Genomic DNA, 11580 nt, shown 5'->3' with positions numbered 1-11580 from the left:
GCTCTATCACCACCAGGTGCACTCCGAAACCGGTCAGAGCCCACTGACCCGCTGGAACGACGGCTGGCAGGCCGCCGGGCACGGCCCGACCATGCCAGCCGCGGACGCGTTGACCGAGGCGTTCTTATGGTCCCAGCTGCGCACCGTCACCAAGACCGCCACCATCAGCCTGCACGGCAACACCTACCAGGTCGAACCCGCCCTGGTCGGACGCAAGGTCGAACTCGTCTTCTCCCCGTTCAACCTCGAACAGATCGAGGTCCGCCACAGCGGACGCTCCTACGGCCAAGCCGTCCCACACGTGATCACCCGACACACCCACCCCAAGGCCCGACCCGAGACCCCCGAACCAGCCCCCGCCACGACCGGGATCAACTACCTGAACCTGCTCACCGACACCCACCACACCCACGTCGCCGACGACGAACGGATCGGCTTCCACGCCCTCTACGCCAACAGCCCCGAAGCCACCACCGAGCAGATCCCCGGGCAACTGTCCCTCGATGAAATGCTCACCGACACCACCTCGCGGCAGGACGCGGCCCGGGGAGTATCCAACGCCTGCAATCCTACTGGGGATTCACGGCCATGCCGTTCGGCCGGTCCCTGGCCCCCTCGATGCTGCACCGCCACGCCGGGCACGCCGAGGCCATGGCCCGCATCGACTGGTGCATCAGCCAACACGCCCTCGGGGTGATCACCGGCGAGGTCGGCGCCGGCAAGACCGTCGCCATCCGCGCCGCCACCGCCGCCCTGGACACCTCCCGACACGTGGTCATCTACCTGCCCAACCCCTCCGTCGGCGTCCGCGGCATGCTGCACCACATCACCTCCGCCCTCGGGCAAACCCCCACCTTCTACACCGCCACCCTGGTCCCCCAAGCCGCCGAGGCCCTCGCCGCCGAACACGCCGAACGCGGCCGCACCCCCGTCCTGGTCTTCGACGAAGCACACCTGCTCGACAACCCCCAACTCGAAGCCGTCCGCATGATGACCAACCACGGCATGGACTCCGGCGCCCCGTTCGCCGCGCTGCTAGTCGGACAACCCACCCTGCGCCAACGACTCCGCCTCGGCGTGCTCGCCGCCCTCGACCAACGCATCGCCGTCCGATACACCCTCACCGGGATGACCCCCGACGAAACCAGCGACTACATCACCCACCACGTCAAGATCGCCGGACGCACCGACACCCTCTTCAGCAACGACGCGATCACCCTGATCCACAACGCCTCCCGAGGATACCCACGCGCCATCAACAACCTCGCCGTCAACGCCCTGATGGCCGCATTCGCCAAAGACACCAACATCGTCGACGAGACAGCCGCCCGCATCGCGATCTCCGAAACCGGCGCGGACTAACCAACCCCCGTCACCACGCCGAGCACCCCGTCACCACGCCGACCACGGCCCCGCCCGCCAACCGCGGACGGGGCCGTTCCACACCCAGACCATCGGCAAACCCGATGACGCCGCCATCCGCAGAATGAGCGACGGTCAACAGACGTCCCCGTTTCCACCGTCGCCCGGGTCTCCCGCTGGCTACAAGCCCACCGCCGCCGAGTCGATCGCCGGCCATGGCAGCGGGCCGCGACCTGCTGGACCCAGGCCATCCTCGTCCTACGCTGGCTCAAAGACGGCACCGACATCGACCTGCTCGCCCGCGACGCGAAGGTCAGCCAGGCGAGCGGGTACCGCTACCTACACGAAGCGATATCGGTGATCGCCGCCCACCTGCCGGACCTGCCCGAGGTGCTGGCCGCCGGACACGCGGCCGGGTGGGCGTACGTGTGCCTCGATGGCACCCTGATCGGATCCACCCGCTCGTCGGCGACATCCGCTGCCGGACATGACCTGTGGTAGGCCGGGAAACACAAACGCCACGGCGGGAACATCCAGGTCGTCGCCGACCCGAGCGGGTTCCCGGTCTGGGTCTCGCCGGTCGAACCCGGCTCCACCCACGACCTGAGCGCCGCCCGCCGGCACGTTCTGCCCGCCCTCTATCCGGCCGCCGCCGCCGGGTTGCCGACCCTGGCCGACAAGGGCTACGTCGGCGCCGGGATCGGCATCCACCTCCCCTACAAGGGCGCCAACCTCTGCCCCGACAACCGCACCCACAACCTGCTCCTGTGCTCCCTGCGCGCCCCGGCCGAACGCGCCAACGCCCTCCTGAAGTCCTTCAAGGCCCTCCGCCGGGTCACTCTCTGCCCCTGGCGGATCGGCGATATCACCGCCGCCGCCCTCGTCATTCTTACCATGCAACGAGGCCGCTGGTGAGAAAACCTCACTGAGTCGGTCGATCGCGTCCTTGGCTGCCAGAGTGCTGCCAGAGAGTCTTCGCGTTCCCGCCGGGCGAGGATGATCCGGCTCCACCACGGGGCTGACTCCACTGCCGAGTGGGACTGACTGAGGCGCTCAAACGCTTCGATAGCCGCACTCTGCGCCCCCATCCATTCGGTGGCGAGGGCGGTTCCGTCCAGGTCGTGACTCATCGTTGTGACCTCGGGATCGTCGTTGTCGCGTCGGGCGGATCGGACGTGACTCCAACCCTCGCATGGCATGCGAATTCCCGCACCTTGGTATGAGGTTCGCTCTGGCAAGGGCCGATCGATGAAGAGTTCGTGTCGACCACCTCGATCCGCGCCGAACACGAGATACATCGCCCACGTGCACCATAAGGCGGTCGAGGTCATCAATGGACTGCTGGTGCGGCACGAGATCGTGCCGCTCCCAGCGGAGAAACAACGGATCAATCCGGATCAAGAACGTCCGGGTTTCTGCCTAGGCTCGAGGTCATGGCCGAATTAGCGAACAAGCACCTCGACGGCAGCACGTTCACCCGGGTCAGCCTCAAGGAGGCGCGCTTCGAGGACGTGTACCTGACCGACGCCCACTTCCACGACATCGACTTCAGCCGCGCCCGCATCCGGGCGGCGCGTCTGGACGATGTCACGATGCGCGGGGTGATCGCGACCCGGCTGGAGCTGTATGGCGAGTTCGAGGAGCTGCTGGTCAACGGCGTCAACGTGCTGCCGCTGGTCGAGGCCGAACTCGATGCGCGGATGCCGGAGCGCACCAAGATGCGGCCGAGCGACCCCGAGGGGTTCCGCGAGGCGTTCGCGATCGTCGAGCGGCTGTGGGGCGAGGCGGTCGAGCGGGCGCGCGGCCTGGCGCCGGAGCACTTGCACGAGAGCGTCGACGGCGAGTGGTCGTTCGTCGAGACGTTGCGGCATCTCAATTTTGCGTATGCGGTGTGGATCGACGGCACGATCCGCGGCATCGCCGACCCGTGGCACCCGCTCGACCTGCCGTGGGACCAGGCGCCCACCATCGAGGGCGTGCCGCGGGACCGCGAGGTTCGGCCGAGTATGGATGAGGTTGTGGCGCAACGCGATCGGCACCGGGCCACCGTAGGTGAGGTCCTCGACGGCCTCACCCCGGAGCGCCTCGCCGAGACAGTGGAGTCAGCCGTCCCGTTCAACGCTGACTGGGGACCCTACGACGTGGCGAAGTGCCTAACCATCGTGCTGAACGAGGAGTGGGAGCACCGGCTGTATGCCGAGCGCGACCTCGCCGCGATCGACAACGCGACGCTGGCTGAACCGACATAGTCGTTGTCTCGAATGTTTCTGTGGCGGTCGAAGGCTAGGCTAAGTTCTTGGACGTGAGCTTCGATGTGTTCTTGCAGAGCTTCCACGAAGGCATCGCAACGCAATGCCTGCGGACGAGTCAGCCATCGAGAACGTCCTCGTCCCTTACACGCACGCGCGGCAAGGCGCTTCCGCGCGGCTGGTGACTCACGACGGTGAGGCGGACTGTCACGGTCTGGGCGAGGGGTCGTTGATGATTAATCACGCCAGCGGCGAAGCAATTTGGAACCTCGTGGTTGAAGTCGCTGGCACTGCCAACAATCCTTGACTCACACCAACAACGGTTGGCACACGACGTCCCCACTGTCATTCATGGTCTCTCTCCTGCGTGTCCCATAGTCCTGGGCCAGCCGATGAGCCCGATCGATGCCGCACTGTTGTGGCGCCTTGTCGCCCCCACAGACCCGGATCCGCGAGTAGCTTGCGTGTGGGTTGGGCGGCCAGTGAACGGCGGATAGATTTTGTGTTGTGGCAGTGTGTTTTTGGGTGCGGGCAGGGTGGATGGCCCGGTGGCGCTCGGGTGGGCGGGTCTTCGGGGTCCTGGGTCGTCGGGACGGGGGATTCGCGGGTTAGTACTACAGCCGCATTTATTTGTGGTTGACCGGCGTGTCGTGGATGTCAGACTGATGACTGGGGCCATGGTGCTTATGTGATCAGTGAGGTTTGTGTGGCGGAAGTGGAGTTGTGGGCGGAGGGGCTGGCGGCCGTGCATGCCCGGATCGCGTCGCGGTTCGCGCGGTCTGAGCCGCGGGAGCGGGCGCTGGAGTACGTGCGCGGGTTGCTCTCGCCGGTGGAGCGCAAGAACGGGTGGACGCTGTCGGAGCGGGCCGGAGCGGCGAACCCGGATGGGATGCAACGCCTTCTCGCGGCGGCGGATTGGGACGTGGACCTGGTTCGTGACGACGTGCGTGGGTACGTGGTCGAGCACTTGGGCGACCCGGCCGGGGTGCTGGTCGTGGACGAGACGGGGTTCCTCAAGAAGGGCACGAAGTCGGCCGGGGTGGCCCGGCAGTACTCCGGCACCGCGGGGCGGATCGAGAACAGTCAGATCGGGGTGTTCCTGGCATACGCGACGCCCGTCGCCCGCACGTTCCTGGACCGGGAGCTGTATCTGCCAAAGGCGTGGACCGAGGACCGGGACCGCTGCCGAGAGGCCGGGATCGGCGACGAGGTGGCCTTCGCGACCAAACCGGAGCTAGCGATCGCGATGATCGGTCGGGCATTGGATGCGGGGGTGCCGGCCGGATGGGTCACCGGCGACGAGGTATACGGCCAGCACGGCGGGCTGCGCGCCACCTTGGAGAGTCGTGGCATGCCGTACGTGCTCGCGGTGCCGGTCAACCAGCGCGTCATCGCCCGTGTCGAGACGGACACCGGCGACCGGGTCGCCAAGCTGCGTGCGGACGAACTCGCGAGATCGCTTCCAGCGCAGGCGTTCAAGAAAATCTCCGCAGGCAACGGCGCCAAGGGTCCCCGGCTCTATCACTGGGCCCGCGCCCAGATCCGTCCGCTGGAATCTGCCGATGGCTACTGGCTGCTGGTGCGCCGTTCGATCAGCGACCCCACCGACCTGGCTTACTACCTGTGCTGCGGGCCCGAGGACACGCCGCTGCGCGAGCTTGTCCGTGTCGCCGGGGCCCGCTGGGCCATCGAGGAGACCTTCCAGAGCGCCAAGGGACAGGTCGGCCTGGACCAGTACCAGGTCCGCCGATACGAATCCTGGTACCGGCACATCACCCTGGCCATGCTCGCCCACGCCTTCCTGACCATCACCACCGCGGCCACGGCAACCCCCAAAAAGGGGGCCATCGAGCCAACCCCACGGACCTGATCCCGCTCACCGTCCCCGAGGTCAAACACCTTCTGGCGCAACTGATCTGGAAACACAACCCAGACCCGGCCGAAGTTCTTCACTGGTCATCCTGGCGTCGCCGGCACCAAGCCCGAGCCCGCCGATGTCATTACGCCAGCCGTGGCGCATTCCCATAAATGCGGCTGTAGTATTAGGCCGCGGTGGGTAAGGCCCGGATCCGGGCCAGGACGGTGGGCAGGAGCTGGCGGTCGGGTGGCAGCCGCAGGATCAGCTGGCGGCCGTGGCGGACCATGCGGGCTGGGACGCAGAGCAGTTCGTGGCGTAGGTGGGCGCCGTGGGCGCGGTGACGCTGGTCGATCCCGGTCAGGGCTTGCAGCAGGACGGAGATGTTCCCGGCGAGCAGGGCGGCCCACATCCACACCGTGTTGATGGCGTGGTTGCCCGAGGGCAGGTGCCGCAGCGCGGCCCCGAGTTTGGCTTCCCGGATCCGGTCCTCAATGTCGGTGCGGCGGCGGAACCAGGACTCGACCTGCGTGATCGAGGCAACCGGTGCGGCCGCCTCACCCGGCTCCGCCGGCTCCGCCGGCTCGGCCGGCTCGGCCGGCTCGGTGGGGTTGGCCGGGTGGTCGTTGGCGGGGATATTGGTGACGATGAAGGAGACCGCGTGGGCGTGGGTGGCCGCGCCCTCCAACGCCAGGGCGAGCTGGTTCGTCTCGATGGTGCGCCGACGCCGGGAGCGCGGGTCGCCCGAGATGTCCTCGGCCTCGATGCGGACCCGGCGCACGATGGTGTACGTGTGCGGCGGCCACCCCTGCGGGGCGTAGTCGACCGCGGCGACCTGCGCGCCGGGCATCCCGCTCGCCGCCGCATCCCAGGCGTCCTCGGGGATGGCGGCGTAGGCGCGCCACATCGCGGTGTTCCGTTTCGCGGCGATGGCGAAGTCACACCCGGCCGCCACCGCGGCGTGGGCCAGGTCGGCGGTGAAGTAGCCGGCATCCGCGCGCACCCGCAACCGATCCCAGTCGGCCGCGGCCGAGCGGATGTCCTCGGGGATCCCGGCCAGGACCCGGCGCAACAGGTCAGCGGCCCGGGGCCTCACATCCTCATTCCCCGCGAGCAACTCCGCGGCCAGGGTCAACCCGGCCTCGGCCCAGGTCCCCAGATGCGGACGGCCCGCGCGCTGACCGTGATAGTTGTAGGCCACGCCCTGCTTCGTCGGCCCGTACACCTCCACATCGGTGGAATCCAAGTCCACCGTCACCGCCGCGGCCAGCACCGCCCGGCGGGACGCCGGCAACAAGGCCACCGCATGACCGGTCAGGTCCGCGACCGCACTCTCCAGGCCGGCCAGCTGCGCCGGCCCGAACCGGCGGGCCAACCCCGCCGCCGTGGTCGAGGCCAACACCGGCACCGCCGACAACGCGGACCCGGCCACATCCTGGCGCTGCCGGTCCAACGCGGCCAGCACATCCCCGCCGAGCAGCTGGCACTGCGCCAGCGACACCAGCACCTGCCCGGCCGTCGCGCCCCGCTCCCGCTCCTTGATCGCACCGATCCCCCGGTCAAGGCGCCCGACCAGGTCCAGTTTCTCGATGAACTCCGCGAGCGCTGCCACCCCCGAGGTCCCGGTCAACGACGGATCCGGCGCGCCGATCCGCACCCGCTTCCGCACCCGGCCACGACCACGTACTCTCTTCATCGACAAGGTGCTTCTCCTCGCTGGACGATCGAAGGCTTCGTAACCCCGATTCTCCCAGTAGGACAAGCACCTTCGTCACATCACACGCCGATCACCCCACCACTACTCGCGGATCCGGGACAGAGCAGCAGGATCAGCCGCGGGCCATCCCCAGATAAAACACGCGGGTAACCCGGACCGAACATCAGTCGAAGCTCCCAGACGCCATTGCCGACGGGTCTCGCGTCCCCGGGATTGCCGCAGCCAGGCGGTCGAGGCGCTGACGATGCACAGTCGACCGATCCGGTCCTTGAGTTTTTCGCAGCCACGTGTCGAAGTGCGCGGACTGACGAAGGCCAGCTCGCGGCTCAGCGCCGGTGGCGTTCGTATGCCCCGAGCGCGATCAAGATCGACCGGATGACGTCGGCTCGTTCCCCCACAGTGGAGTCCGGGTCCACGTGGTCGACGTCGAGCGGAGCATCGCGAGCTACGGCCCTGATTCGGGCCTTCTCCCGCGGCGTGAGGTCGACGATGCCGGCCTGCCGGACGAAGCCGTTGAGCACGCAGGCCAGCTGCTGCTTGCCTGGTCCGGTCGCCTCCTCGTGGGCGGCGAGGGCGGCATCGAGCCAGGCGCTGTCGTCTTCGTCGGCAGCCTCCACAGCGTTGAGGATCACCGCATAGACCACCGAGTCGGCCGCCTGTACGCCCGGGAACCGCATCTCCCGATCGTCGTAGGGCATGGCGGCTGCGCGGGTGATGAGTCGGTCGGCCTTCGCCGAATCGCCCAGCTCAAGCGCAACACCGGCCTTCATCAGCAGGTTGTCGGCGCCGGCCATCTGCGTGAAGAACTGTTCGTTGCGCAGGTGCCCGGAATTGCGCGCCAACGCATCCAATGCTCGGGGAATGTCATCCATCCAGCGCTGGTCCTCGTCCACGCGCCCAGCACATCACAGTCTGCGTCGCGGGCTCGGGGCCGGTGCGGTCGTCGATGCGGAACCGGTCGTCCTTCTCGTGCCGGGCATCGGAGGAACTGATCTGGCCGGCGAGGGTGACGGCCTTGGCGTGGAGGGCAAGTTCGTCGGCCCTCTCGAGGTCATCCACGCCCTCCTCGGTGGGGACCGAGTCCAACGCCATCGCCGCCGCAGGCTCGTAGAGCGGCCGCTCGAACGGCAGGATCACCTGCGGCGCAACGGCATCCAGCTCGATGAAGGATCGCACGTCGGCCTGCGGGCGCAACGTCACGGCGGTGCGCTCGATGTTGCGCAGCAACTCGACGACGCGGCGGTTCTCCAGCCAGACGGCGTCGCCGAGGAAGCGACGCGGCTGCTTGGATAGCTGGCGCACCATCTGCTGGGTGCGCTCGGCGGCGTCGAACCAGTCGTGGTGGACATAGCGCAGCCGGCAATCGGCGAGCCACGCGGGCTGCCACCATCGGGTGGCGTCCGCAGTCGTGGTGGACATAGCGCAGCCGGCGATCGGCGGGCCGCGCCGGCAGCTCGGCCACGGTGCGCAGCAAGGCGTCCAGCTCCTGGTGGCGCTCGGGGGAGAGCAGGAAGTCGTAGAACGCTTGGAAGCTGCGGCCCTGGTCGGAGGCGGCGATCGTCTGCCGGTCGCCGACCAACTCACCGAGCAGGTCGCCCTTGGCCCGTCCCAGGCGGTGATCTTGGCCCGGGCGTCGCGATCGAGGCGGCGGAAGTTGTCCTCGACCTCGCGGAAGTCGGACAGCAGCTCCCGGGCCGTGCTGGAGAAGTGCTGATACCGTCATTGACCTGCTGCGCCAGATCGTCCACGGCTCCACCGAGGACGACGCGGCGCGGCTTGCGGAGTTGCGGCGCCAGCGCGACGTCCTGGACGCGGAGATCGCCGCGGTCGAAAGCGGCGCCTCGACGAGCTTGGACTCCGCTGCCGTCCTCGACCGCCATGCAGCCGCCATGCAGACGCGACTCGGTGCCGACGAACGAGCGGCGCCGCAGCCCCGCCACCCACGCCCCACGCCTTTTCCAGGTCGGAGGTCGCGTCGTAGTGGGCCTCGTTGGAGTTCTCGGGATAGAAGCTGCGCAGCCACCCGGCCTCCGGGGCCGCCCACGTCTGGGACATAGGCGCGGGCCGGGCGCGGGTAGCGCGGCTCGTCAGGGGAGCGGCGGCGTTCGCGGCATACAGCACGTCGTCGACGCGCGGGAGCAGATCGCTCTCGGCGATCGTGCGGATGTTGTCGACGATGAAGACTTGCCCGAGCGCGGCGAGCACGAGCGGCGCACTGTCGGCGCGCAGCAATCGCCAGGCGGGCGAATGCTCCCGCACGAAGGCGATCTCGTCGTGGTCCACCTGGTCTCCCAGGATTCGTGGGCTGGTGAGGACGAGCTTATGTCGACCCTCCGACAGCCCCTATGGAGGTGCCGGGCGGGCCGTCGGCGAGTCGGCGCCGGTGCTTCAATGTGCCGTATGCCGGGTCCGCCGACGCCGATCTCGCTTCGCCGTGCCGGGATGGTCGGCGCACTGGTGACCGCCGTCGTCGGTTTCGGGGTGGGAGCGCTCGTCCTCGCCATGCTGCCGCCGTGGCTCATAGGTCGAACGGGGATGCTGATCCTGGTGTCCTGCATCGTCATCGGCGCCGCGGTGGGCGGTTTGCTGCCGTGGACGCGTCACCTGGTGGGACGAGGGGACGGGGCGCAGCGCCAGCCCCGGCGCTGGCTTATCGCCCTCTCGGCGGCTGTGCTCGTCGCCGGGGCGGTGGTCTGCGGGGTGCTTGGACAGGCTGTCGTCGCCTCCTACACGATGCCCAGCCACCCGGCCCGGGTCGAAGCAATCAGCAGCTACCGGCCGTGCCACTCGCGCGGCTGTCGGGGGCACGTCGTCTTCGACGCCGGCGGCACGCGGGTGGACGCCCGGTACGCCGGCGGCCTGTTCGCGAGGGACCCCACTGGCGCCGGCGTCCCGTTCGTCTACGACCCGGCCGACCCGACCCACGTCATGCCCGAGCGCGACTTCGCATTCGGGCGGGGGTGGGGCGCAGTCTGGTTCGTCCTGACCGCCGCCGCGGTCCTGGCGTGGTTCGCCGGGGTATGGGCGAACGTGAGGCGTCGCCGCTAACCGTCTCACCCCGACACGGCGTCGCGGCAGGGTGCGACGGGGGCGTTACGGCTCGATATCGGGCCGCCCAGGAAGAGCCTGTCGCTCAGTCGTCACGTACAGTCCCTCGATCCGGTGCGGTGCTTGGTCGATGATGCTCAGGACGTATTCCGCGAAACCGGGCATGGTGAACGACATCCGGCCGTAGCCTTCCGAGGCGACCAAGCCCTTGTCGATGAGGGCCTGCCGATCCCGGCTCATCTGTGGGGCCGTCTTTCCCAGGCATTCGCCCACTGCCGCGGTCGAGGCGACCCCGTCCTTATCGAGCGATTGGGCAATCGCGACGAGCAGGTCACGTTGCGCCGGCGTCGCCTTCGCCAATCGGCCTCTGAACATGCCGCTCGCGAGGCTCTCCAGCACCTCGGTCACCGCCTCGGTGACGTGGTCATGAGTGATGCGGGCACCCCGCCGGGGACTCGCCACGCGCCACACTTCATCGCCGATCTTTTGGATCATGTATGGCGATCCGGCCGCGAAGTCGAGCGCCAACGTCGCCGCTTCGCTCGCCCAGCCAACCTCGACCTGGGCAGCCGGTCGCAGCAGGGCCACCTCACTCTCGGCCGGGGTCAACCGCTTCAACTCCCAGTAGTCGAACCGCTCGGCGAAGGAGGCCGCCTCCATCAACGTCGCCGGCGCGCTCGGCAAGCCCGCGGCCACCACCAGCAGGGGGGCGCCAGCGCGCACCGTCAACTGGACGGCGTTGGCAACCACCGCCAAGTCCTCGAGCTTGGCCTCCTGGATCTCATCCACCAGCAGCAGCAGACCCGAGGCCTGTCGTTGCACGGCCAACTCGGCGCTCTCCGACAGCAGATCGGCCAAGGCGGCACTCGATCCGGCCGCCGGTCCGCCAGTCCCGCGCGTCGAGTCCGAGGCCAGGTTGCCACTAACCCGCACAATCCCGGCGTTGACTTCGACATTCCAGCCCGCGAGCCACTGGCGGACGCGGTCCCACTGCGGCATACCCGGCCCTTGAAACGGCGCCATCGCCTGCGCGACGGCCCGCGCCACCTCCTGGCCCGCGTCCGTCACGGACGAAAAGGTCGTGGACGCCACCACAAACCCGGCAGCCCGCGCCCGCTCACCGATGACATCCAGGGAGACCGTCTTCCCCGCCCCACGTACCCCGACGAGGACCAGCGCCGCCGCCCCACCACGGCCGGTGCTGCGCACCCGTTCCACCAGCGCCTGCGCCTGACTAAAGACGGCCTCCCGGCCGACGAGCACGCCTGGCCGCGCCCCCGTGCCTGGGTGATAAGGACTCTGCATCAGAATATCTGCGTATAGTTCCGTATAATCTCTCTGAACTATAC

The 11580-nt window shown here is 68.5% G+C and carries 9 protein-coding genes and 4 pseudogenes; 7 read left to right on the top strand and 6 right to left on the bottom strand.

The features are described from left to right. From V9G19_RS22510 to V9G19_RS22490, 5 genes and pseudogenes are all read left to right on the top strand, one after another. Nucleotides 1–697 (top strand): Mu transposase C-terminal domain-containing protein (locus V9G19_RS22510; RefSeq protein WP_462287600.1); only part of this gene is annotated, 697 nt, incomplete at its 5' end. Next, the gene (locus tag V9G19_RS22505) at nt 589–1362 is read left to right on the top strand and encodes an ExeA family protein (protein ID WP_462287599.1); all 774 of its coding nucleotides are present in this window, start codon (nt 589–591) and stop codon (nt 1360–1362) included. The genes V9G19_RS22510 and V9G19_RS22505, both read left to right, overlap by 109 nt. 141 nt (nt 1363–1503) lie before the next feature. Beyond that, nucleotides 1504–2277, top strand: a pseudogene (locus V9G19_RS22500) (transposase family protein); the annotation flags it as partial. 518 nt (nt 2278–2795) lie between these two features. Then, the gene (locus V9G19_RS22495; protein ID WP_462287598.1) at nt 2796–3611 is read left to right on the top strand and encodes a DinB family protein; all 816 of its coding nucleotides are present in this window, start codon (nt 2796–2798) and stop codon (nt 3609–3611) included. Nucleotides 3612–4317: 706 nt separating this feature from the next. Continuing rightward, a complete protein-coding gene (locus tag V9G19_RS22490) occupies nt 4318–5481 on the top strand; it encodes an IS701 family transposase (RefSeq protein WP_462283989.1) in 1164 nt (387 codons plus the stop codon). 172 nt (nt 5482–5653) lie between these two features. Here the strand turns inward: V9G19_RS22490 and V9G19_RS22485 are convergent, their stop codons facing one another. From V9G19_RS22485 to V9G19_RS22470, 4 genes and pseudogenes are all read right to left on the bottom strand, one after another. Further along, on the bottom strand, nt 5654–7162 hold the full coding sequence (locus V9G19_RS22485) for an IS1380 family transposase (protein ID WP_462287597.1): 1509 nt from the start codon (nt 7160–7162) through the stop codon (nt 5654–5656). A 347-nt stretch (nt 7163–7509) separates the two neighbouring features. Further along, complete coding sequence (locus tag V9G19_RS22480) at nt 7510–8055, bottom strand: hypothetical protein (RefSeq protein ID WP_462287596.1); 546 nt, start codon at nt 8053–8055, stop codon at nt 7510–7512. Beyond that, nucleotides 8048–8602, bottom strand: coding sequence for a DUF3375 family protein (locus V9G19_RS22475; protein ID WP_462287595.1), 555 nt, complete (start codon nt 8600–8602; stop codon nt 8048–8050). The genes V9G19_RS22480 and V9G19_RS22475 overlap by 8 nt, the downstream gene beginning before the upstream one ends. Before the next feature lie 73 nt (nt 8603–8675). Beyond that, nucleotides 8676–8866 (bottom strand): annotated as a pseudogene (locus V9G19_RS22470) (DUF3375 family protein); the annotation flags it as partial. A 38-nt stretch (nt 8867–8904) separates the two neighbouring features. On the opposite strand from V9G19_RS22470, the pseudogene V9G19_RS22465 reads away from it, so the two are divergent. Continuing rightward, nucleotides 8905–9018, top strand: a pseudogene (locus V9G19_RS22465) (DUF3375 family protein); the annotation flags it as partial. Nucleotides 9019–9076: 58 nt separating this feature from the next. On the opposite strand, the pseudogene V9G19_RS22460 reads toward V9G19_RS22465, so the two are convergent. Beyond that, a pseudogene (locus V9G19_RS22460) lies at nt 9077–9442 on the bottom strand (DUF3375 family protein); the annotation flags it as partial. 141 nt (nt 9443–9583) lie between these two features. On the opposite strand from V9G19_RS22460, the gene V9G19_RS22455 reads away from it, so the two are divergent. Further along, complete coding sequence (locus tag V9G19_RS22455; RefSeq protein ID WP_462287594.1) at nt 9584–10231, top strand: hypothetical protein; 648 nt, start codon at nt 9584–9586, stop codon at nt 10229–10231. Nucleotides 10232–10276: 45 nt separating this feature from the next. On the opposite strand, the gene V9G19_RS22450 is transcribed toward V9G19_RS22455, so the two are convergent. Further along, entirely contained in the window at nt 10277–11536 is a 1260-nt protein-coding gene (locus V9G19_RS22450; RefSeq protein WP_462287593.1) for an AAA family ATPase, read from the bottom strand. Nucleotides 11537–11580 lie beyond the last annotated feature (44 nt).

The organism is Nostocoides sp. (genome assembly GCF_037045025.1).
Classification (GTDB): Bacteria; Actinomycetota; Actinomycetes; order Actinomycetales; family Dermatophilaceae; genus Nostocoides_A.
The sequence above is the reverse complement of the archived record's forward strand: the minus strand, read 5'-3'. Positions and strand labels throughout refer to the sequence as shown.

Bases quoted from the DNA above. Each gene is read 5' to 3' on its own strand.
- V9G19_RS22495 (WP_462287598.1), top strand. From the start codon at position 2,796: ATGGCCGAATTAGCGAACAAGCACCTCGACGGCAGCACGTTCACCCGG.
- V9G19_RS22505 (WP_462287599.1), top strand. From the start codon at position 589: ATGCCGTTCGGCCGGTCCCTGGCCCCCTCGATGCTGCACCGCCACGCC.
- V9G19_RS22475 (WP_462287595.1), bottom strand. From the start codon at position 8,602: ATGTCCACCACGACTGCGGACGCCACCCGATGGTGGCAGCCCGCGTGG.
- V9G19_RS22480 (WP_462287596.1), bottom strand. From the start codon at position 8,055: ATGGATGACATTCCCCGAGCATTGGATGCGTTGGCGCGCAATTCCGGG.
- V9G19_RS22455 (WP_462287594.1), top strand. From the start codon at position 9,584: ATGCCGGGTCCGCCGACGCCGATCTCGCTTCGCCGTGCCGGGATGGTC.
- V9G19_RS22485 (WP_462287597.1), bottom strand. From the start codon at position 7,162: ATGAAGAGAGTACGTGGTCGTGGCCGGGTGCGGAAGCGGGTGCGGATC.
- V9G19_RS22450 (WP_462287593.1), bottom strand. From the start codon at position 11,536: ATGCAGAGTCCTTATCACCCAGGCACGGGGGCGCGGCCAGGCGTGCTC.